We start from the raw sequence: 19158 nt of genomic DNA, 5'->3' as shown, positions 1-19158 counted from the left end.
TTGTCAGATACGACATCTCGTGCAGCAGTTCTGATCCTCTAAGTCCTCATGTACCGGCGTAAACGTTCGGGCGTTCTGGTTACGCCCGGCGAGCCTTAAGGGATTCTGGCGGCACGGGTTTTTCGAGGCTTAGGCATTCGCCGCAAGGCGCCAGGACGGCAGCCGCACGGCGAGGGAAAGGGTGCAATGACGGTTTTGACCTGGTCCGACGATCGCGTCGAGCAGCTGAAAAAGCTCTGGGAGGCCGGATTGTCGGCCAGCCAGATCGCAGCCGAGCTCGGCAACGTGACCCGTAATGCCGTGATCGGCAAGGTGCACAGGCTCGGCCTGTCCGGCCGCGCCAAGAGCCCCTCATCGGCAGCTCCCCGGCCGCGCAAGGCGCGTCCGGCTCAGCACATGATGCGGGTCAGCCGCCCCATCGCACGCGGCAACACCGCGCTGGCGCAGGCCTTCGAGGTCGAGGTCGAGGCTGAACCCGTGACCTACGACAACGTGGTGCCGATGAGCCAGCGGCTGTCGCTGCTCGAGCTGAACGAGGCGACCTGCCACTGGCCGGTCGGCGATCCCTCGAGCCCGGATTTCTTCTTCTGCGGCGGCAAGGCGCTCTCCGGCCTGCCCTACTGCGCCCAGCACTCGCGCGTGGCCTATCAGCCCGCGGCGGATCGCCGTCGCGCGCCGGCGAAGCCGGGCACGCGCTGAGTTTGTTCTGAGATCAAGAAGCAGCCGTCACACGATGACGGCTCAATACCCGATGTCGTCCCGGACAAGCGCGCCCCAAGCGCGCGCAGATCCGGGACCCATAGCCACCGCAAGATGTGGTTACGGGGACTCGGAGTTACCCTTTCGCGCAACAACTACGCTCTGTGGTTATGGGTCCCGGATCTGCGCTCACGCTTGTCCGGGACGACACCGATGTTGTGGCGGCAGCTCTCTAAACCAGCTTACGTCTGCTCGGCCTTCGCAAAACGATCGTCGAGCGCATAGCCGGCGCCGCGGACGGTGCGGATCGGGTCCTGCTCGCGGCCGAGATTGAGCAGCTTGCGCAGGCGGCCGATATGGACGTCGACGGTGCGCTCATCGATGTAGATGTCGCGGCCCCAGACGCTGTCGAGCAGCTGCTCGCGCGAGAACACGCGGCCGGGATGCTCCAGGAAGAACTCCAGCAGGCGATATTCGGTCGGGCCGAGATCGATCGGCCGGCCCGAGCGCGCGACGCGGCGCTTGTCGCGATCGAGCTCGATGTCGCCGTAGGCGAGCACGGTGGCGAGCCGCTCAGGGCTCGCGCGCCGCAGGAGGCCCTTCACGCGCGCCAGCAGCTCCGGCACCGAGAACGGCTTGACGATGTAGTCGTCGGCGCCGGTCGCAAGCCCGCGCACCCGCTCGCTCTCCTCGCCGCGCGCGGTGAGCATGATGATGGGAAGCTGCTTGGTCTCGGGACGGGTGCGCAGCCGCCGGCACAGCTCGATGCCCGAGAGGCCCGGCAGCATCCAGTCGAGCACGATCAGGTCGGGGATGTGCTCCTTGAGGCGGGTGTCGGCATCGTCGCCGCGCATCACCGTCTCGACGTCATAGCCGTCGCCTTCGAGGTTGTAGCGGAGAAGCTCGGTGAGAGCTTCCTCGTCCTCAACCACCATAATGCGTGCGCCCATGGTTGTCGTCGCTCCTTAAGTCTTCAGGTATTCGGGACCGTCGTGGCGAAGGTCGTCATGTCGCCCTTCGGCCGCTTGTCGGTGATGGCCTGGCCCTCGATCATGTAGAACACGGTCTCGGCGATGTTGGTGGCGTGGTCGCCGATCCGCTCGATGTTCTTGGCGCAGAACATCAGATGGATGCAGAACGAGATGTTGCGCGGATCCTCCATCATGTAGGTGAGGAGCTCGCGGAACAGCGAGGTGCAGATGGCGTCGACTTCCTCGTCGCCCTTCCACACAGCCATCGCCGCCGGCAGATCGTGCGCGGCATAGGCGTCCAGCACCGACTTGACCTGCTGCTGCACGAGGTCGGTCATGTGCTCCAGGCCGCGGAACAGTTTGAGCGGATGGAAGTCGGCATCGAGCGCGGCGACGCGCTTGCCCATGTTCTTGGCGAGGTCGCCGATGCGCTCGAGATCGGTCGCAACGCGCATGGCGCCGACGATCTCGCGCAGATCCACCGCCATCGGCTGGCGGCGGGCGATGGTGAGCACGGCACGCTCCTCGATCTTCTTCTGCAGCGCATCGAGCTCAGCGTCGATGGTGACGACGCGCTGGCCGAGCGCGACGTCGCGGCGGATCAGCGCGTCGACGGAATCGACGATCATGCGCTCGGCGATGCCGCCCATCTCGGCGACCAGGCGGGTGAGCTCCTGGAGGTCGGTGTCGAAGGCCTTTGCGGTATGTTCAGAAGCCATGTCGCGTCTCCTCAGCCGAACCGGCCGGTGATGTAATCCTGCGTGCGCCGGTCGCTCGGCGACGTGAAGATCTTGCTGGTGTCGTCGAACTCGATCAGCTCGCCGAGATACATGAAGGCGGTCTTGTCGGAGACGCGCGCCGCCTGCTGCATGTTGTGGGTGACGATCGCGATCGTGTAGTTCTCGGACAGTTCCTGGATCAGCTCCTCGACCTTGGCGGTCGAGATCGGATCGAGGGCCGAGCAGGGCTCGTCGAACAAGATCACCTCAGGTCGCACCGCGACGGTGCGGGCGATGCAGAGGCGCTGCTGCTGGCCGCCGGAGAGCGACAGGCCCGAGGCGTTGAGCTTGTCCTTGACCTCGTTCCACAGCGCGCCGCCGCGCAGCGCCTTCTCGACCCGGTCGTCCATCTCGGACTTCGAGATCTTCTCGTAGAGGCGGATGCCGAAGGCGATGTTCTCGTAGATCGTCATCGGGAACGGCGTCGGCTTCTGGAACACCATGCCGACGCGGGCGCGCAGCAGGTTCAGGTCCAGCTTGGGGTCGAGGATGTTGGTCTGGTCGAGCATCAGCTGACCGGTGACGCGCTGGCCCGGATAGAGGTCGTACATCCGGTTAAAGATGCGCAGCAGGGTCGACTTGCCGCAGCCCGACGGGCCGATGAACGCCGTGACGCGGTTGGCGCCGAGCGTCAGGTTGATGTTCTTCAGCGCGTGGTGCTCGCCGTAATAGAAGTTGAGGTTGCGCACCGTCACCTTGGCGGGCGCTTCCGGCAGCGGCTGCTGTGAGGCCAGATGGGCGTTGGAACTCACGGATACGGAAAGATCGGTCATTTTGCAGTCCTCTCGGCGCCGAGGATGCGCGCGCCAATGTTCAGGGCAAGCACGGTGATCGTGATCAGCAGCGCGCCGCTCCAGGCGAGCTGCTTCCAATAGGCGTAGGGGCTCTGCACGAAGTTGTTGATGGTGACCGGCAGGTTCGCCATCGTCTTGTTCAGGCCGAGGCTGAAGAACTGGTTCGACAGCGCGGTGAAGAGCAGCGGCGCGGTCTCGCCGGCGACGCGGGCGGTGGCGAGCAGCACGCCGGTGATGAGACCCGAGCGGGCCGCACGATAAGCGATACGCTTGATCACCAGCGAGCGCGGCAGGCCAAGCGCGGAGGCCGCCTCGCGCAGCGCGTTCGGCACCAGCAGCAGCATGTCCTCGGTCGTGCGCAACACCACCGGGATGACGATGACGGCGAGCGCGAGCGCGCCCGCAATCGCCGAGAATCCGCGCATCGGCACCACCACCGCACCGTAGATGAACAGGCCGATGATGATCGAGGGCGCCGAGAGCAGGATGTCGTTGATGAAGCGGATCACCGAGGTCAGGCGGTCGTTGCGGCCGTATTCGGCGAGATAGGTGCCGGCGAACAGGCCGAGCGGCGCGCCGATGCCGACGCCGATCACGGTCATGATGATCGAACCGACGATCGCATTGCGCAGACCGCCTTCGGTCGAGCCCGGAGGCGGCGTGTCCGCGACGAATATCTCGAGGTTCAGGCCTGCCAGCCCGTTGTAAAGCAGGGTCATCAGGATCAGCGCGAGCCAGGTGACGCCGAAAGCGGCGGCACCGATGCAGAGCCCGCGGACGATGATGTCCTTGCGGCGGCGGCGTACGTAGATCGGGTTCATGTCACTTCCCCGCCTTCTTTTCCAGACGCAGCAGCATCAGCCGCGCGGCCGCGAGCACGAAGAACGTCAGCACGAACAGCAAGAGGCCGAGCAGGATCAGGCCGGACTGGTGCAGGCCGTCGCTCTCGGCGAACTCGGATGCGATCGCCGCCGAGATCGTCGTGCCGGGCGCGAAGATCGAGGACGATATCCGGAACGAGTTGCCGATGATGAAGGTCACCGCCATGGTCTCGCCGAGCGCGCGGCCCAGCGCCAGCATGACGCCGCCGATGATGCCGACGCGGGTGTAGGGGATCACCACACTGCGGACGACTTCCCAGGTGGTGCAGCCGACGCCGTAGGCGGCTTCCTTCAGCACCGGCGGCACGGTCTTGAACACGTCGACCGAGATCGAGGTGATGAAGGGCAGCACCATGATGGCGAGGATCAGCGCCGCATTGAACAGGCTGAGATAGGACGGGGGACCAGCGAAGATCGCTCCGAGCACAGGAACGCCGTCAAAGATCTTGATCATGAAGGGCTGGAACGTGTTGGCCAGGAACGGGCCCAGCACGAAGAAGCCCCACATGCCGTAGATGATCGAGGGGATGCCGGCGAGCAGCTCGACCGCCATGCCGATCGGGCGGCGCAGCCATTGCGGGCACAGCTCGGTGAGGAAGATCGCAATGCCCAGACCAACCGGGATGGCGATCAGCATCGCGATGAAGGAGGTGACGAGCGTGCCGTACATCGGCCCGAGGGCACCGAGCACGGGCGGATCGGCCGACGGCGCCCAGCGTTGCGTCCACAGGAAGGAGATGCCGTACTCCTTCATCGCCGGGAAGGCGCCGACGATCAGCGAGATGATGATGCCGCCGAGAATGAGCAGCACCGAAATCGCGGACAGCCGCGTGATCCAGTAGAAAGTGAGATCGCCGAGCTTGAACGCGCTCAAGGCCTTGGCGCGATCATACGGTCCGGCAGCATCAATTACGTTGCTCTCGACAGCCATCTCAGCCACGCCGATCCCCTGTACCCGTTATTTCTATACGCTTGTTGTTGGTGGCGGTCCCGTGCCCCGGATGCGGTGCAGCGCGAAGCGGTGCGCCGCTGATCCGGGGCCTAGTGCTTGTGGGTCCCGGCTCTGCGGAGCGGCATTTCATGCCGCTCCGCGTCCGGGACACGAGAGCTCTACTTAGCTCTTGATCTCGGCAGCCCAGGTCTTCTCGATCAGGGTCACGACGCCTTCGGGCATCGGGATGTAGTCGAGCTCCTCAGCCGCCTTGCCGCCGTTCTTGAAGGCCCAGCGGAAGAACTTGATGGCTTCCTGCGAGGCCGCCTTGTCGGTGGCTTCCTTGTGCATGAGGATGAAGGTCGCCGCGGTGATCGGCCAGGACTTGTCGCCGGGCTGGTCGGTCAGGATGACGTAGTAGCCGGGCGCCTTGGCCCAGTCGGCGTTGGAGGCGGCCGCCTGGAAGGCCTCGACGGTCGGCTGCACCGGCTTGCCGGCCTTGTTGACGAGACCCGTGTAGGTCAGCTTGTTCTGCTTGGCATAGGCGTACTCGACGTAGCCGATCGAGTTCTTGGTCTGGCTGATGTTGCCCGACACGCCTTCGTTGCCCTTGGCGCCGACGCCGACCGGCCACTCGACCGCGGTGCCCTCGCCGACCTTGCTCTTCCAGTCCGCGCTGGCCTTGGCGAGGTAGTTGGTGAAGTTGAAGGTGGTGCCCGAACCGTCCGAGCGGCGAACCACGGTGATGGCTTCCGACGGCAGCTTCACGTTCGGATTGAGCTTCTTGATCGCGGCGTCGTCCCACTTGGTGATCTTGCCGAGATAGATGCTGGCCAGCGTCTCGCCGTCGAACACCATCTCGCCGGGCTTCACGCCCTCGATGTTGACGACGGGAACGATGGCGCCCATCACCATCGGCCACTGGACGAGACCGTCCTTCTCGAGCTGCTCGGCCTTGAGGGGCGCATCGCTGGCGCCGAAGGTCACGGTCTTGGCCTGGATCTGCTTGATGCCGCCGCCCGAGCCGATCGACTGGTAGTTCAGACCGTTGCCGGTCTCCTTCTTGTAGGCGTCAGCCCACTTGGAATAGATCGGGAACGGGAAGGTCGCACCGGCACCCGTGATATCGGCAGCAAAGGCCGCCGTCGTCGTTGCGGCGACCAAGCCGGCAGCGACGATCGTTTTGATGAAATTCATGCTGGTCTCCATACAGGGGAGCGAAGCGCCATCCGCGCCCGATCGCGCTCCCCGCGCCCGCCCCTTTAGGAGCGGTCGGCTGTGCTTTTACGAAGGTTTCGTGACAGTCGGATGACACCACCAAGCGATTGAAATCGCTTGAGTTTCAGATCTGAACCGGCGGCTTCGCCTGGGGAAAACAGGCGGTAAAGGTAGCCCCCTGCCGGGGCACGCTTTCGATCAAAAGCCGGCCGCGATGACGGTTAAGAATATGTTTCACCAGCGATAATCCGAGCCCGGTGCCGCCCTGCGAACGGCTGTCGCCGACGTCGACCCGGTAGAACCGCTCGGTCAGCCGCGGCAGGTGCTCGGGCGCGATGCCGGGGCCGAAATCGCGGACCATGACCCGGATTTCCTGAGTTCCATCAGCAGCTGCGCTGGGGGTGAGCGACACGATGACGCGTCCGCCCGAGGCGCCGTATTTGAGCGCATTTTCGATCAGGTTCTCGAACAGGCGGAGCAGCTCCTCGCGGTCACCCGCGATCATCACCGGCGGCTCCGGCAGATGGATCTCGACCTCGACCTGACGTTCGCGCGCCAGCGGCTCCAGCCCGTCGGCGACCTGGCGGATGATCGGCAGCAGGTCGACCAGGGTATCGGGCCGGACATGGGCCGACAGCTCGACCCGCGACAGCGAGAGCAGATCGTCGATCAGGCGCGCCATGCGGGTGGCCTGGTTGTGCATGATGCCGAGGAAGCGTTCCCGCGCCTTGGGATCGTCCTTGGCCTGGCCCTGCAGCGTGTCGATGAAGCCCGACAGCGCGGCGAGCGGCGTACGCAGCTCGTGGCTGGCATTGGCGACGAAGTCGGCGCGCATCTCCTCGACCCGGCGCAGCGGCGTCTGGTCGTGGAACGTCATCAGCATGCATTTGTCGGCGCCGCCGAACGAGGTCGGCACCGGCACCGGCGTGATGATCAGCTCCATCCAGCGATCGACCGGGACGTGGTCGAGATAGGTCGCGCGCCGCGGCTCCGTGGTCGCGATCGACTCGCGCAGCGCCGTGATGATCTCCGGCGAGCGCAGCGCGAACTGGGCAAGCTCGTTCCGCCGCAGCGCCGGCGCGAGCTGGGCGGCTGCGGCATTAAGATGGATGACGCGGCCGGCGCGGTCGAGCAGCACGGCCGGATCCGGCATGCCGGCGACGACCGCGGCCACCGCGGCGCTCTCGACCGGGTTGATGCGCCTGACATCGTCGCGCGAGGCGGCGGGATCGTGCAGTCGCCAAGGGATCAGCGCCGCGGCGGCGATGCAGAGGAACACGGCAATGGCGTGCAGCGCCGACAATTCCCCGAGCGAGACCACCACCGACAGCGCCAGCGCTGCGGCGATCAGGATGATGGTCGAGTGCCGCAGCCGGTCGGACCAGGGCTGGGCAGCGGGAGAAGAAGGGGCGTCAATCGCCATCGGGCGGGCTTCTCCTGGAGGACGTGTCCTAACGGCCTTGTCTTAAGGGCCTTATCTTAAAGGCTTGGCGCCGGTCAGACGCCGCCGTCGCGGCGCTCTCTCACATAGGCGGCTTCAGGCGCCGGGCCGGGGTCGAGCTTGAGCGCCGCCTGTTGCAAGCGCTTCGATCGGGCACCGATTATAACTTCGCGAAACGTCAGCAAGATTACAGATATGACGAAGGGGGACAGATAATAGAGCACGCGGAACAGGAGCATGCCGCCGAGGAGCTCTTCCCGGTCCATCTGCCAGAGGCCGACCAGCATGGCGGCGTCGAACACGCCGAGGCCGCCGGGCGAGTGGCTGGCAAAGCCGAGCAGGGTGGCCGAGACGAAGATCACCGCGACCACGACGAAGCCGAGATTGGGCTCGTCCGGCACCAGCACGTACATCGCCAGCGCGCAGAAGCCGAGGTCGATGATGCCGATCGCGATCTGGAGCAGCGTCAGCGGTCCGCCCGGCAGCACCACGGTCCAGGGCCCGCGGCCGACCACGCGCGGCTGGGTCCAGACCCAGACCACATAGGCGACCAGCGCCATGATGATCATCAGCGCCAGCGTCCGGTTCAGCCAGGGCGGAAGCTGGTCGATCGAGGCGGCCGCCTCCGGATGGTAGGAGATGCCGAGGCCGAGCACGGCGGCATTGCCGAGCCAGAAGGTCAGGCCGGCGAGGAAGCAGATCTTGGCGACATCGATCGCGTTCAGCCCGTAGGCCGAATAGATGCGATACCGCACCGCGCCGCCGGTGAAGACGCTGGCGCCGACATTGTGGCCGATCGAATAGCTGGTGAAGGCGGCAAGCGCGTTGATGCGGTAGGGCACGTGGGCGTGACCGATCGCGCGCGTGGCGAACAGGTCGTAGAAGGTCAGGGTGAAATAGCCGGCAGCGACGAACAGCGCGGCCATCGCAATCTGGCTCGGCTCGGTGCTCTTGATCGCTTCGAGGACCTCGTTGACATCGATGCCGCGCAGCATGTGGTAGAGCACATAGCAAGCGATGCCGATGACCGCGACGCTGATCACAACGCCAAGCTTATGCAGGATTTGCTTCTGGCGCAGAAACGTCATCGCCCTGCGTATGGCTTCCAGCATCTAGACCTCGAACAACACTTCAGCGGCCAGGACGGCCGGCGAATGGGCGAACGACGCACAGGCGCTCGACGGCCCCTCACCGCCGGCTCCGGCATCGCGCATGCCCCCCGCCTCTCCACTAGCGCGTTTCGGCGCGGAGTGGAATTCGGCAATTCGAACAAAAACACGTGCATTCAATGTTTTAGGCAGGTTGCGAGCTCCCGGTGCACGGTTTGGCGCTTTCGGCGGCAAGGCTTGACGCGAATCTCCGTGGCAATCCTGCGCAGTCGCCATGAAGTTTTGATGATTTCGGCCGCACAATGTTCCTTCACGCCTTAAGCCGAAATCAACCTATGGGCCGCGCCGGCCTGTTGAAAGAGGGGCGAAGGGCCGCGTTGTGCACGGGGCTTGCTGGTGCACTGCAGCGCAGCATTCCGATTCCGGAAATTAGCCCACGCCACGGCGGAGGTGCACTCACTCTCCCGCTTGCGGGAGAGGGTTGGGGTGTCTCCGAAATCGAGAATCCCCAAGAGGAGAGACCCCGGCTTGTTCCAGAACGGCGGCCAACTGGCCGCCGAATGCCGACCTCTCCGGCAAGCGGGAGAGGTTCAGAAGGTCGTCTCCGTCACGCCGCAAGCTGCGGACGCACTGCCTCGATCCCGGCGATCCAGCCGGTGACGGAGCGGCCGATCGCCTCGGGGTGATCCTCCTGGAGGAAGTGCAGCCCGGCTCCGAGATGAACGTGCGCGCAATGCTTCAGCGAGCGAGCGAACCGCTCGGCGGATTCCGGAGCGACGAGTGCACCGGGCGTGCCCGAGAACAGCAGTTTTGGATAGGACGAGGCAGCGAGCGCGGCATGCGCGGATTGCAGCGCCGCGTAGACGTCGGCAGGCTCGCCTGCGATCGGCAGCTCGCGGGGAAAGGCGAGAACGGGACGGCGGTTCTCCGGCGTCGTGAATGGCGCGCGATAGGGCCCCATCTCATCGTCGCTGAGCTTGCGCACGATGCCACCGGGCAGCACGCGTTCAACGAATGCGTTGGCCTCGAGGATCATGGCCTCGCCCTCGCCCGGCGTCCTGAATTTGCGGAATACGGCCCTCGCCGCCTCGGCGTGGTCCTGCTCCTCCGCGACCTCGGTGTGGTGAAAGTCCTGCCAGGTCGGCATCGGTCGGATGAACTCCATGAAAGCAAGGCCGCGCACGAAGTCTGGCCGGCGCGCGGCGAGATGAAAGGCGAGCGCTGTGCCCCAGTCCTGCGCGACGAGATAGGCCGAGGAGACGCCGAGCCCGTCGATCAGCGCATCGAGATAGCGGACGTGATCGAAGAAGCGATAGGCGATGTCGGGCTTGCCGGATTGACCGAAGCCGATCAGGTCGGGCGCGACACAATGCGCGACCGGCGCCACCAGCGGCAGGATGTTGCGCCAGATGTGCGAGGACGTCGGATTGCCGTGCAGGAATAGCGCGATCGGCGCATCCTTCGCGCCCGTCTCGCGATAGGCCATGCTGCTTCCCAGGATTGATGCGGTTCGGATTTCGATCTCGGCTGCCTTGCTCATGTCATCTCCTTGAACACGGTTTTGAAGGCGATGGTCTTGAAGCGTTCGAGCGCGTTGGGATTGCGGTCGACCTTCATGCGCAGGATCGCGCCCTGCCAGGACGCGAGCAGGAAGTCGGCGAGCTCCTCGGGCTCGAAATCGGATGCGATCTCGCCGCGTGTCTGTGCATCGGCGATGCAGGCGGCGAAGGGCGCACGCCACTCCGCAAAGATTTCTGTGAGACGCACACGCAGCAGTTCGCTGCTGCCTGATGCCTCCAGGCTGAGATCGCCGATCAGGCAGCCGCGGCCATAGCCATCGGCCTCCAGACGGCCGGTGATGATGTCGAGGTAGCGCCGCAGCCGCGCGCGCGGCGTCAGCGAGGCGTCCTCTAGCGCTTCGGCGACCAGCCCTCTTGTGACGTCGAAATAGCGGTCGAGCACCTCCGAGGCGAACGCCTCCTTGGAGCGGAAATGGTTGGTGAAGGACCCCTGCGGCGCGCCCGCAGCAGCGGTGACGTCGCGCACGCTGGTGCCGTGATAGCCGGTGCGGAACATGACCTTCAGGCCGGCGTCGAGGATGGCGTCTTTGAGCGAGGGCTTGGGCATGGCTTTATAATACGTACGTACGTATTAATGTCAAGCTAAACATCGCGCTTCGACGATTGTCGTGCCAGCCGGGCGATTTACGCGATGTCGAGGGCTGTTCGGGCGAACCGACGTCTCAGGCCGGCGGCGCGGTCCGCGCGACCACCCGGTCGCGCAGCCAAGCGCCGATGGTGCAGCCGACGAGGTAGCAGGCGAACATGATCAGGCCGAGGTCGAGCCAGTAGCCGAAGCGGCCGGGAACGACATGGGCAAACGAGGCCGCGACCAGGCCCGCGGCGAGCAAGGCGAGCCAGCGCGCGGTGACCTTCGAGGTGCCGTTGCCGCGCTGGACCACCGAAATCCAGCCCATGCAGAAGCCCAGCAGCACCGAACCGATCAGCCAACCCATATGGAACGAGACGAGATAGGGCATCGTCACCTCACCAGAAATTCGATGCGGCGGTTCTGGGCCTTGCCGTCATCGGTGTCGTTGCCGGCGACGGGCTGCGTCGCGCCATAGCCCACCGCGCTGAAACGGCTGGCGGGCAGGCCGGCCTTGACCAGGTAGTCGATCACCGCCTGCGCCCGCTTCTCGGAGAGCGCCTGGTTGAAGGAATCCTCGCCGTCGGCATCGGTGTGACCTGCAACCTCGATATTGGCGTTAGGGCAGCGCAGTGCCGTCTCGATCAGATGATCGAGGATGCCGGCGGAGTCCGGATCGATGTCGGCGCGCTTGGCCGCGAAGCGGATCTTGCCCTTGCCCAGAAGCTCGGAGAACAATTGCTGGCAGACCGTGCCGTCGACCGGGCCCGGCGCCGGCTTCACCGTGATCTCCGGCTTGTACTGCCAGGTCTTTGGAAAATCCTTGCCGAGGCCGGCGCGGATGTCGTTGGCGGCCCCTTCATAGAGCGCATCGCCCGACAGCTTCACCTCGCGATCGGACACGACGAGCGTGCCGGTCGACAGCCGCGACAGCGCCCCGAGCGCCGCGACCACGGCGGGGTTGAACGAGGCGGGCGCGCCGATGCTGGCCTTGAGATTGTCGACGACCTTTTCGCCGAAGAACTTCCGCGACGCGCTGGTGGCGATCGCGGCGTGGACATTGTTGTCGGGGACGTAGCCGGTCAGCGTCACGGTCGCAGCAACCGGATCCTTGTAGGCCTGGAAGATGTAGGGCGGCGCCTTGATCTCGTTCGCGGCGATCGAGAACCCCTCGGGAAGATTCTTCAGCGCGGCCGCGATCGCCTCGCGACCGCCGAGCTCGCGCGCCATGCCCGACAAATTGACCTTGGTATCTGATATCGTGATCTTGCCGTCCTTGAGCTTGCCGATCTGGTCGAGCAGCAGCATCGCGGCGGCCTCGAAACGCGGCGGCGCGCCGCGTGCAAGACCCATCTGATCGGCCACCTCGACGCCGCCGAGCTCCTTGCGCGCCGCCTCGGTCAGGCGGGCCTTCATCGACGGCAGGGGGGCGGAACCCGACAGCGTCACCCGCACCACGTCGCGCTCGGCATTCCAGACGAAGGGTTTGGCCTCGGGAACGAGGCGGGTCCGGTCGTCGACCAGGCGCACGCCCGGGACGAGCTCGACCGCCATCACCGCATCGCGACGCCCCTCCTCGGAAAAGGCGTCCGCGGCCAGGCTGACGTCGCGGCCGTCCACCGCGATCCGGGTCTTGTCCAGAACGGTATCCTTTAGCGCCGCCGAGCTGCGGGCGGACAAATCCGCCTCGACCGGCAAGGTATTATTCCAGGCCGCAAATCCCCACATGACGGCCAGGGGAATCAACCCCGGCCACCATTTGCTGGCCCAAGTGAAAAGCTTCTGCATTCGACGACCCGAACTCTGGAACCGGAGACAAAACAAACCCTTGGCGGGCTGTCAAACCGGAAATCGTGCCCTTCCGAGGGCCCCGCGTGGACAATTGGAATAACTTTTTCTTCAAGGGTCCTTCCTTAGAGTTGAGGGCGGAATGCCCGGGGGTCGGCCAGCCTGCAATGAAACAACTCCGCAACAACGTGATCCGCGCCGGGCTGGGGGCGCTCTACTTCAGTGGTGCGCACCATCTGCTGCGTCCACTGCTCTCGGGCGTCGGCGCCATTTTCATGCTGCATCACGTGAGGCCCGCCCGCGAGGACGCGTTCCAGCCGAACCGGCATCTCGAAGTCACCCCTGAGTTCCTGCGCGCCACGCTGAGCCATCTGCGCACGCGCGACATCGACATCGTCAGCATGGACGAGCTGCATGAGCGGCTGGTGCAGGGCCGGTTCGACCGCCGCTTCGCCGCCTTCACGCTCGACGATGGCTATCGGGACAATCTGGACTATGCCCTGCCGGTGCTGCGCGAATTTGACGCGCCTCTGGTGGTCTATGTCGCCAGCGATTTCGCAGAAGGCACCGGACGGCTGTGGTGGACCGCGCTGGAGGCCGTGATCGCCAGGGCCGAGCAGATCGAGGTCGAGATCGGCCATTCCGCGCTACGGCTCGATGCGACGACGCCGGCGGCGAAGCAGGCGACGTTCGACCGCCTGCACGACTGGCTGCGCGCGCTGCCCGGCGAGCATGATCTGGCCCGCGAGATCGCGGCGCTCTGCACCAGGCACGGTGTCGACATGGAAGCGCTGTGCCGCAGCCTCTGCCTGTCCTGGGACGAGATGAAGAGGTTCGCCGCCGATCCGCTGGTCACGATCGGCGCGCACACCATCAGCCATTGCAATCTCGCCAAGCAGGCGGAAGAGATCGCCGCGCAGGAGATGACGGTGAGCCGCACGCGGATCGAGCAGGCGCTGGAGCGTCCCGTGCTGCATTTCGCCTATCCCTATGGCGACCGCGACGCCGCGGGCGAGCGTGAGTTCACCCTGGCCGCCTCCGCCGGCTTCAAGACCGCGGTGACGACGCGGCCCGGCATGCTGTTCGCCGAGAACGCCGGCCACATGACCGCGCTGCCGCGCGTCTCGCTCAACGGCAACTACCAGGACACGCGGATTTTGCCGGTGCTGACCTCGGGCGCAGCAACGGCGATGTGGAACGGCTTTCGCCGGATCGCGGCGGCCTGACCGTCGTCCCGGCGAAGGCCGGGACCCATACCGCGTGATCTTTCGATTGCAATCGGTATCAATTCCGAACGACCAACCTTCGCCAAACCTCTTCCTGTGGTTATGGGTCCCGGCCCCCGTGCGCAATTGCGCAACTAGGCCGGGACGACACCGAGTTAGTTGGACCGCGGTCGCGATACACTGCGCATCGCAGCGCCTTCCTTGACTCCCCTCCCCGCCCCGCCCACAACGGACGGCAACCAAGGGAGGCACCATGTTCAACGATCTGTTCTCGCTCAAAGGCCGCGTCGCGCTCGTGACCGGAGGCTCGCGCGGCATCGGCAAGATGATCGCGGCGGGATACCTCAGCGCCGGGGCTTCGAAGGTCTACATCACTGCGCGCAAAGCAGGACCGTGCGAGGCGACCGCGCAAGAGCTCACCGCGCAATATGACGGCGAATGCATCGCGCTGCCGATCGACATCTCCACCGTCGAAGGCTGCAACAAGTTGGCCTCCGAGATCGCCAAGCTGGAGCCGAAGCTCGACATCCTCGTCAACAATGCGGGCGCCGCGTGGGGCGCGGAGTTCGACGAATTCCCGGAAAGCGGCTGGGACAAGGTCATGGACCTCAACGTCAAGTCGCTGTTCTTCCTGACCAAGGCTCTGGCAAAACCGTTGCGCGCGGCGGCGAGCGCGGAGCGGCCGGCGAAGGTGATCAACATCGCTTCGGTCGACGGCATCTTCGTCAATCCGAGCGAGACCTATTCCTACGCCGCAAGCAAGGCCGCCGTGATCCACCTGACGCGGCGCATGGCGACGAAGCTGGTCAAGGACAACATCAACGTCACCGCGATCGCGCCGGGCGCGTTCAAATCCGACATGAACCGCGCCGCACGCGACCATGCGGACGAGGTCGCTAAGCGCATTCCGGCGCGGCGGATCGGCACCGACGAGGATATGGCGGGCGTGGCGATCTATCTCGCCTCGCGCGCGGGCGACTACGTGGTCGGCAACACCATCGCGGTCGATGGCGGCGTGGTGTATGCGAATGCCGGGCTGGAGATTGCGGGGTAGGCGAACCGCTGCACGCGGCGCGGACGGTGCGCCCCCTCGCCCCGCTCTTGCGGGGAGAGGGTTGGGGTGAGGGGCCTCTCTCCCCACGGGAGATTGTCGCCGCACCTGTCCCCCCTCACCCGGATCACATCTGCGATGTGATCCGACCTCTCCCCGCAAGCGGGGAGAGGTGAAGGACCGCCTACGACTCGATCTTCACGTACTCGAAGTCGCCGGGCTTGTTGTCGATGCCCACCTTCGGCGGCGAGATCCAGGACGCGAACTTGCCGGTTTCGGTGACGGGCTGCATCAGCGAGGTGATGAAGTCGCCGTCGGCAGTCGAGGGCAGCCATTCGTCCTTGCGCTTCGCCCAGGTCGCATCGTCGATCAGGATGCCGTCGGGCGTGGCATGCACGTCCTTGAACTCGCCGATGTGGCGGTGGAAGGCGACGTTGGGCAGGGTCAGCTTGAAGTCGTAGCCCGCGGTTGAGATCACCTTGTTCCAGCGCAGCATGCCCTTGACGCAGTCCTGGCTGTAATCGTCGCGCAGGCGCATGTTGAGCGCGGTCAGTGCCGGCTCGTCGACCAGCTTGACCTCGCCGTTGATCAGCTTGAGCACCGGATAGGTGGAGTTCTTGAGCTGGTGATCGTCCTCGATCTGGGTCTCGTGATAGCGGCCCTTGATGCCGGCGTTGAAGGCGTTGGCCGCGTTGGTCGAGACCTCCGAGCCGAACAGGTCGAGCGACAACGTATAGTGCAGGTTCAGCTTCTTCTGGATGGTCGGCAGATCAATGACGCCGAGCGCGCGGACCTTGGCGATGTCGGCGGGGTCGGTGATGCCGGCCGCCTTCATCGCATCGCAGGTGCGCTGCACGACGCGGGTGATCCCGGTCTCGCCGACGAACATGTGGTGCGCTTCTTCCGTCAGCATGAAGCGGCAGGTGCGCGACAGCGGATCGAAGCCCGACTGCGCCAGCGAGTGCAGCTGCATCTTGCCGTCGCGGTCGGTGAAGTAGGTGAACATGAAGAAGGACAGCCAGTCCGGCGTCGCCTCGTTGAAGGCGCCCAGCATGCGCGGCGCGTCGGCATCGCCGGAGCGGCGGCGCAGCAGATCATCCGCTTCTTCACGTCCGTCGCGGCCGAAATATTTTTGCAGCAGGTAGACCATCGCCCAGAGATGGCGGCCTTCCTCGACATTGACCTGGAACAGATTGCGCATGTCGTAGAGCGAGGGCGCGGTCTTGCCGAGATGGCGCTGCTGCTCGACCGACGCGGGCTCGGTGTCACCCTGGATCACGATCAGGCGGCGCAGCATGGCGCGATGCTCGCCCGGCACTTCCTGCCAGGCGGGCTCGCCATAGTGCTCGCCGAAGGGAACGACGCGATTTTCTTCCTGGGGAGCGAGGAGAATGCCCCAGCGATATTCGGGCATGCGGACATAGTCGAACTTGGCCCAGCCGCGCGGATCGACGGAGTAAGCGGTGCGCAAGTAAACCAGCGATTCCTGGAAACCTTCCGGCCCCATGTCGCTCCACCAGTCCATGTAGCCGGGATGCCAGCCTTCGAGGGCCTTGAGCACCTGGCGATCTTCGGCGAGATTCACGTTGTTGGGAATCTTGGTCGAGTAGTCGACGTTCATGATGTTCATGTTCATGGCCGTGCTCCTTGCGCTCTCTTGTCCCGGACGCAGTGCGGCGCGAAGTGCTGCACTGCTGAGCCGGGACCTATTGCTCGGTCTGTGTGGGTCCCGGTTCTGCGTCGCACCGCTTCGCGCTGCGCCGCGCCCGGGACACGAAGATCGTTAAACCCGCGTCATATCGAATTTCGGCTTCTGGCCGCTGCCATAGCGGCGCAGTGCGCCTTCCTCGCCGACCGCGTTGGGGCGCTGGAAGATCCAGTTCTGCCAGGCGGTGAGGCGGGCGAAGATCTTTGATTCCATCGTCTCGGGACCAACGAAGCGCAGGCTCGCTTCCATGCCGGTGAGGCTGTCGGGCGAGAAGCTGGCGCGCTCCTCGAGGAACACGCGGACCTCGTCGTCCCAGTCGATGTCGTCGAGCGCGAAGGTGACGAGGCCGAGCTCTTCCGCCTGCTCGGCATCGAGGGCGGTGCCGAGCGTTGCTTCGGCGCGCTCGACGTCGGAGGGATCGGCCTGGAAGCGCGATTCCAGCCGGGTCAGCCCGTGGCTCATCGGGTACGGACCGAAATTCATCGCGGAGAGCTCGATCGACGGCGGCGGACGGTTGTCGCCCTGGCGCGTGCCGATCAGCATGTAGGAGCGGTCGGCGGCGAAGACGAGCTCGGCCAGCGTACCGGCAAAGCAGGAGCCGGGCTCGACCAGCGTCACCAGCGTGCGCGAGGTGACGTCGATGCGCTTCAGCACACGCTTCCAGTAATGCCTGATTTCGTTGACCAGCCAATGCGCCTTGTTGGCTTCGAGGAAGGCGTCGTGCGCGAGCACATGGGCGCGATCGCCATGGCTCTTGAACACCAGCATCGCGATCTCGAGCTCGTTGATGCGTAAGTGAAGGATGGCGTCGTCGAGCTCGCGCGCGACCTGGAGCGGCCAGAATGCAGCGCCCTTCGCCATTATGCCGTCGATGTCGGCGGGCGGCGCTGTCTCGGGCGCCTTGATCGAGATGGTGGCGATGCGCGCAGTGCGATCGATGTCGACGCTGACGAAGCCGTATTGGATGCCGGTCTCGCCGATGATGCGCTTGAGCGGCGTCAGCGCGATACCCTTGCCGCTGCCCTTGCGCTTCGAGGCCGCCGCGAACTCCTTGGCACGCTCGGCGATCTTGCCTTCGAGTTTCGAGTTTGGCGCGATCTCGTCGACGAGACGCCACTGCACGGCGCGCTTGCCCTTCACGCCTTCCTCGATGGTGCAGAAGAAGTCGGCGTGGTCGCGGCGCACCTTGCGCTTGTCGACGACGCGGGTGAGGCCGCCGGTGCCCGGCAGCACCGCGAGCAGCGGCACTTCGGGCAGCGCGACAGCAGACGAGCCGTCATCGGCGAGGATGATGTGGTCGGTCGCGAGCGCCAGCTCATAGCCGCCCCCGGCGGCCGAGCCGTTCACGACCGTGATGAAGCGCTGGCCGGAATTCTCGGACGAATCCTCCATGCCGTTGCGAGTCTCGTTGGTGAACTTGCAGAAGTTGACCTTGTGGGCATGGGTCGAGCCCGCGAGCATGCGGATGTTGGCGCCGGCGCAGAACACGCGGTTCTTGGCTGAGCGCATCACCACGACCTTCACTTCCGGGTGCTCGAAGCGCAGCCGCTGGACCACGTCGGCGAGCTCGATGTCGACGCCGAGATCGTAGGAATTGAGCTTGAGCAGATAGCCCTCGAACAAGCCGCCATTCTCGTCGACGTCCATGGTCAGCGTCGCGACATCGCCGTCGACCGCGAGCTTCCAGTGCTTGTAGCGGGACGGTTCGGTCTGGAAATCGATGAATGTCGCACCGCCTGCGAGGCGCCGATCTTCCCCGGCCATGGGCCACCCTTGAGCTTGATTATGCGTTCTGGCGTTTACCTTTAGATGCACAATAGTGCATCTTTTGGGAGGCGTCTAGCCCTTAACCGCTCATGCATGCACTTTGTTTCATGCGGATGGCTAGGACCGCACGATAGCGCCAAGCGCAATCCAGTCGGCCTTGGAGAGCTGGGGACGGCCGAGCTTGGCCTGCAGCAGCGCGGTCAGCGCCGGAATCGGAAAGCTCTCGACAAAGCCGTCGCCGCCGGCGGCCGCCTTGCGCGTGCTCAGCGCCCGCAGCTCGGCCTGCGCGTCACCGAACAGCCGCGCGGCCGAGTGCAGCCTCTGCATCCGCAGCCGCAGATTCGCGTTGGCGATGTGGATGCAGGCGCGCAGCAGAATGCGCTCGCGGCCGCCTTGCGGCGCTGCGGCCCACACGGCCTCCAGCACCTCCTGCGATTCCCAGAAATAGCCGCGGTCGTTGAGCGCGAGGCCGTAGCGCAGCGCCGGATGCCGCGCCGGCACGTAGCCGCGGAAGGCCGAGGGTACCAGCGCCTTTGCCAGACGAAGCGTCTCGTAATCGGCGTCAACGCCGCCGGTCTCGCCCGGCACATAGGCCCATCGCGGCCACGGCAGCGGACCGCTTGCATGTGAAGGCACATTCACAGATG

General features: G+C 65.2%; 18 protein-coding genes. 3 read left to right on the top strand and 15 right to left on the bottom strand.

Annotated elements, in window-relative coordinates; translation table 11 throughout:
• Positions 1-186: 186 nt before the first annotated feature.
• Entirely contained in the window at positions 187-699 is a 513-nt protein-coding gene (locus IQ16_RS28135) for a GcrA family cell cycle regulator (protein WP_018644522.1), read from the top strand.
• A 242-nt stretch (positions 700-941) separates the two neighbouring features.
• Here the strand turns inward: IQ16_RS28135 and phoB are convergent, their stop codons facing one another.
• From phoB to IQ16_RS28070, 12 genes are all read right to left on the bottom strand, one after another.
• Positions 942-1649, bottom strand: a complete 708-nt coding sequence (gene phoB / locus IQ16_RS28125) for a phosphate regulon transcriptional regulator PhoB (RefSeq protein ID WP_008143479.1) — start codon at positions 1647-1649, stop codon at positions 942-944.
• A 23-nt stretch (positions 1650-1672) separates the two neighbouring features.
• Positions 1673-2389: a phosphate signaling complex protein PhoU gene (phoU, locus tag IQ16_RS28120; protein ID WP_018644521.1), complete on the bottom strand. Its 717-nt coding sequence runs from the start codon at positions 2387-2389 to the stop codon at positions 1673-1675.
• Positions 2390-2400: 11 nt separating this feature from the next.
• On the bottom strand, positions 2401-3222 hold the full coding sequence (pstB, locus tag IQ16_RS28115; protein WP_018644520.1) for a phosphate ABC transporter ATP-binding protein PstB: 822 nt from the start codon (positions 3220-3222) through the stop codon (positions 2401-2403).
• Complete coding sequence (gene pstA / locus IQ16_RS28110) at positions 3219-4064, bottom strand: phosphate ABC transporter permease PstA (RefSeq protein ID WP_018644519.1); 846 nt, start codon at positions 4062-4064, stop codon at positions 3219-3221. Before pstA ends, pstB begins: the two co-directional genes overlap by 4 nt.
• A 1-nt stretch (position 4065) precedes the next feature.
• Entirely contained in the window at positions 4066-5055 is a 990-nt protein-coding gene (pstC, locus tag IQ16_RS28105; protein WP_026312227.1) for a phosphate ABC transporter permease subunit PstC, read from the bottom strand.
• Between the two features lie 183 nt (positions 5056-5238).
• Positions 5239-6252 carry a phosphate ABC transporter substrate-binding protein PstS gene (pstS, locus tag IQ16_RS28100; protein ID WP_026312226.1) on the bottom strand — a complete coding sequence of 338 codons (1014 nt, stop codon included), beginning with the start codon at positions 6250-6252 and terminating at the stop codon, positions 5239-5241.
• Between the two features lie 145 nt (positions 6253-6397).
• Positions 6398-7696 carry a sensor histidine kinase gene (locus tag IQ16_RS28095; RefSeq protein ID WP_145831868.1) on the bottom strand — a complete coding sequence of 433 codons (1299 nt, stop codon included), beginning with the start codon at positions 7694-7696 and terminating at the stop codon, positions 6398-6400.
• A 74-nt stretch (positions 7697-7770) separates the two neighbouring features.
• Positions 7771-8826: a lysylphosphatidylglycerol synthase domain-containing protein gene (locus IQ16_RS28090; protein WP_018644515.1), complete on the bottom strand. Its 1056-nt coding sequence runs from the start codon at positions 8824-8826 to the stop codon at positions 7771-7773.
• Positions 8827-9430: 604 nt separating this feature from the next.
• A complete protein-coding gene (locus IQ16_RS28085) occupies positions 9431-10363 on the bottom strand; it encodes a haloalkane dehalogenase (protein ID WP_018644513.1) in 933 nt (310 codons plus the stop codon).
• Positions 10360-10950 carry a TetR/AcrR family transcriptional regulator gene (locus IQ16_RS28080; protein ID WP_018644512.1) on the bottom strand — a complete coding sequence of 197 codons (591 nt, stop codon included), beginning with the start codon at positions 10948-10950 and terminating at the stop codon, positions 10360-10362. The genes IQ16_RS28085 and IQ16_RS28080 overlap by 4 nt, the downstream gene beginning before the upstream one ends.
• A gap of 115 nt (positions 10951-11065) precedes the next feature.
• Positions 11066-11362, bottom strand: a complete 297-nt coding sequence (locus IQ16_RS28075) for a hypothetical protein (protein ID WP_018644511.1) — start codon at positions 11360-11362, stop codon at positions 11066-11068.
• A 2-nt stretch (positions 11363-11364) separates the two neighbouring features.
• Positions 11365-12759, bottom strand: coding sequence for an OmpA family protein (locus tag IQ16_RS28070; protein WP_018644510.1), 1395 nt, complete (start codon positions 12757-12759; stop codon positions 11365-11367).
• A 167-nt stretch (positions 12760-12926) separates the two neighbouring features.
• Here IQ16_RS28070 and IQ16_RS28065 point away from each other — a divergent pair, with 167 nt between their 5' ends.
• Both IQ16_RS28065 and IQ16_RS28060 read left to right on the top strand, forming a co-directional pair.
• Positions 12927-13985, top strand: a complete 1059-nt coding sequence (locus IQ16_RS28065; protein WP_018644509.1) for a polysaccharide deacetylase family protein — start codon at positions 12927-12929, stop codon at positions 13983-13985.
• Between the two features lie 253 nt (positions 13986-14238).
• The gene (locus tag IQ16_RS28060) at positions 14239-15039 is read left to right on the top strand and encodes an SDR family NAD(P)-dependent oxidoreductase (RefSeq protein WP_018644508.1); all 801 of its coding nucleotides are present in this window, start codon (positions 14239-14241) and stop codon (positions 15037-15039) included.
• 181 nt (positions 15040-15220) lie between these two features.
• On the opposite strand, the gene boxB is transcribed toward IQ16_RS28060, so the two are convergent.
• From boxB to IQ16_RS28045, 3 genes are all read right to left on the bottom strand, one after another.
• Entirely contained in the window at positions 15221-16672 is a 1452-nt protein-coding gene (boxB, locus tag IQ16_RS28055; protein ID WP_018644507.1) for a benzoyl-CoA 2,3-epoxidase subunit BoxB, read from the bottom strand.
• Positions 16673-16819: 147 nt separating this feature from the next.
• Positions 16820-18508 (bottom strand): 2,3-epoxybenzoyl-CoA dihydrolase, encoded by a 1689-nt coding sequence (gene boxC / locus IQ16_RS28050; protein ID WP_018644506.1) that lies wholly within the window; start codon positions 18506-18508, stop codon positions 16820-16822.
• 120 nt (positions 18509-18628) lie between these two features.
• On the bottom strand, positions 18629-19153 hold the full coding sequence (locus tag IQ16_RS28045) for a DUF309 domain-containing protein (RefSeq protein ID WP_018644505.1): 525 nt from the start codon (positions 19151-19153) through the stop codon (positions 18629-18631).
• Positions 19154-19158: the final 5 nt, after the last annotated feature.

Source organism: Bradyrhizobium huanghuaihaiense (genome assembly GCF_007830635.1).
In the GTDB taxonomy this organism is placed as follows: Bacteria; Pseudomonadota; Alphaproteobacteria; order Rhizobiales; family Xanthobacteraceae; genus Bradyrhizobium; species Bradyrhizobium huanghuaihaiense.
This window is presented reverse-complemented; position numbering and strand designations above follow the sequence as displayed.

What these genes read in the sequence shown, in the direction of transcription:
- pstB (WP_018644520.1), bottom strand. Translation starts at nt 3,222, where the DNA reads ATGACCGATCTTTCCGTATCCGTGAGTTCCAACGCCCATCTGGCCTCA.
- boxC (WP_018644506.1), bottom strand. Translation starts at nt 18,508, where the DNA reads ATGGCCGGGGAAGATCGGCGCCTCGCAGGCGGTGCGACATTCATCGAT.
- IQ16_RS28095 (WP_145831868.1), bottom strand. Translation starts at nt 7,696, where the DNA reads ATGGCGATTGACGCCCCTTCTTCTCCCGCTGCCCAGCCCTGGTCCGAC.
- IQ16_RS28060 (WP_018644508.1), top strand. Translation starts at nt 14,239, where the DNA reads ATGTTCAACGATCTGTTCTCGCTCAAAGGCCGCGTCGCGCTCGTGACC.
- IQ16_RS28085 (WP_018644513.1), bottom strand. Translation starts at nt 10,363, where the DNA reads ATGAGCAAGGCAGCCGAGATCGAAATCCGAACCGCATCAATCCTGGGA.
- boxB (WP_018644507.1), bottom strand. Translation starts at nt 16,672, where the DNA reads ATGAACATGAACATCATGAACGTCGACTACTCGACCAAGATTCCCAAC.
- phoU (WP_018644521.1), bottom strand. Translation starts at nt 2,389, where the DNA reads ATGGCTTCTGAACATACCGCAAAGGCCTTCGACACCGACCTCCAGGAG.
- IQ16_RS28070 (WP_018644510.1), bottom strand. Translation starts at nt 12,759, where the DNA reads ATGCAGAAGCTTTTCACTTGGGCCAGCAAATGGTGGCCGGGGTTGATT.
- IQ16_RS28090 (WP_018644515.1), bottom strand. Translation starts at nt 8,826, where the DNA reads ATGCTGGAAGCCATACGCAGGGCGATGACGTTTCTGCGCCAGAAGCAA.
- phoB (WP_008143479.1), bottom strand. Translation starts at nt 1,649, where the DNA reads ATGGGCGCACGCATTATGGTGGTTGAGGACGAGGAAGCTCTCACCGAG.
- IQ16_RS28135 (WP_018644522.1), top strand. Translation starts at nt 187, where the DNA reads ATGACGGTTTTGACCTGGTCCGACGATCGCGTCGAGCAGCTGAAAAAG.
- IQ16_RS28075 (WP_018644511.1), bottom strand. Translation starts at nt 11,362, where the DNA reads ATGCCCTATCTCGTCTCGTTCCATATGGGTTGGCTGATCGGTTCGGTG.
- pstS (WP_026312226.1), bottom strand. Translation starts at nt 6,252, where the DNA reads ATGAATTTCATCAAAACGATCGTCGCTGCCGGCTTGGTCGCCGCAACG.
- IQ16_RS28065 (WP_018644509.1), top strand. Translation starts at nt 12,927, where the DNA reads ATGAAACAACTCCGCAACAACGTGATCCGCGCCGGGCTGGGGGCGCTC.
- pstC (WP_026312227.1), bottom strand. Translation starts at nt 5,055, where the DNA reads ATGGCTGTCGAGAGCAACGTAATTGATGCTGCCGGACCGTATGATCGC.
- IQ16_RS28080 (WP_018644512.1), bottom strand. Translation starts at nt 10,950, where the DNA reads ATGCCCAAGCCCTCGCTCAAAGACGCCATCCTCGACGCCGGCCTGAAG.
- pstA (WP_018644519.1), bottom strand. Translation starts at nt 4,064, where the DNA reads ATGAACCCGATCTACGTACGCCGCCGCCGCAAGGACATCATCGTCCGC.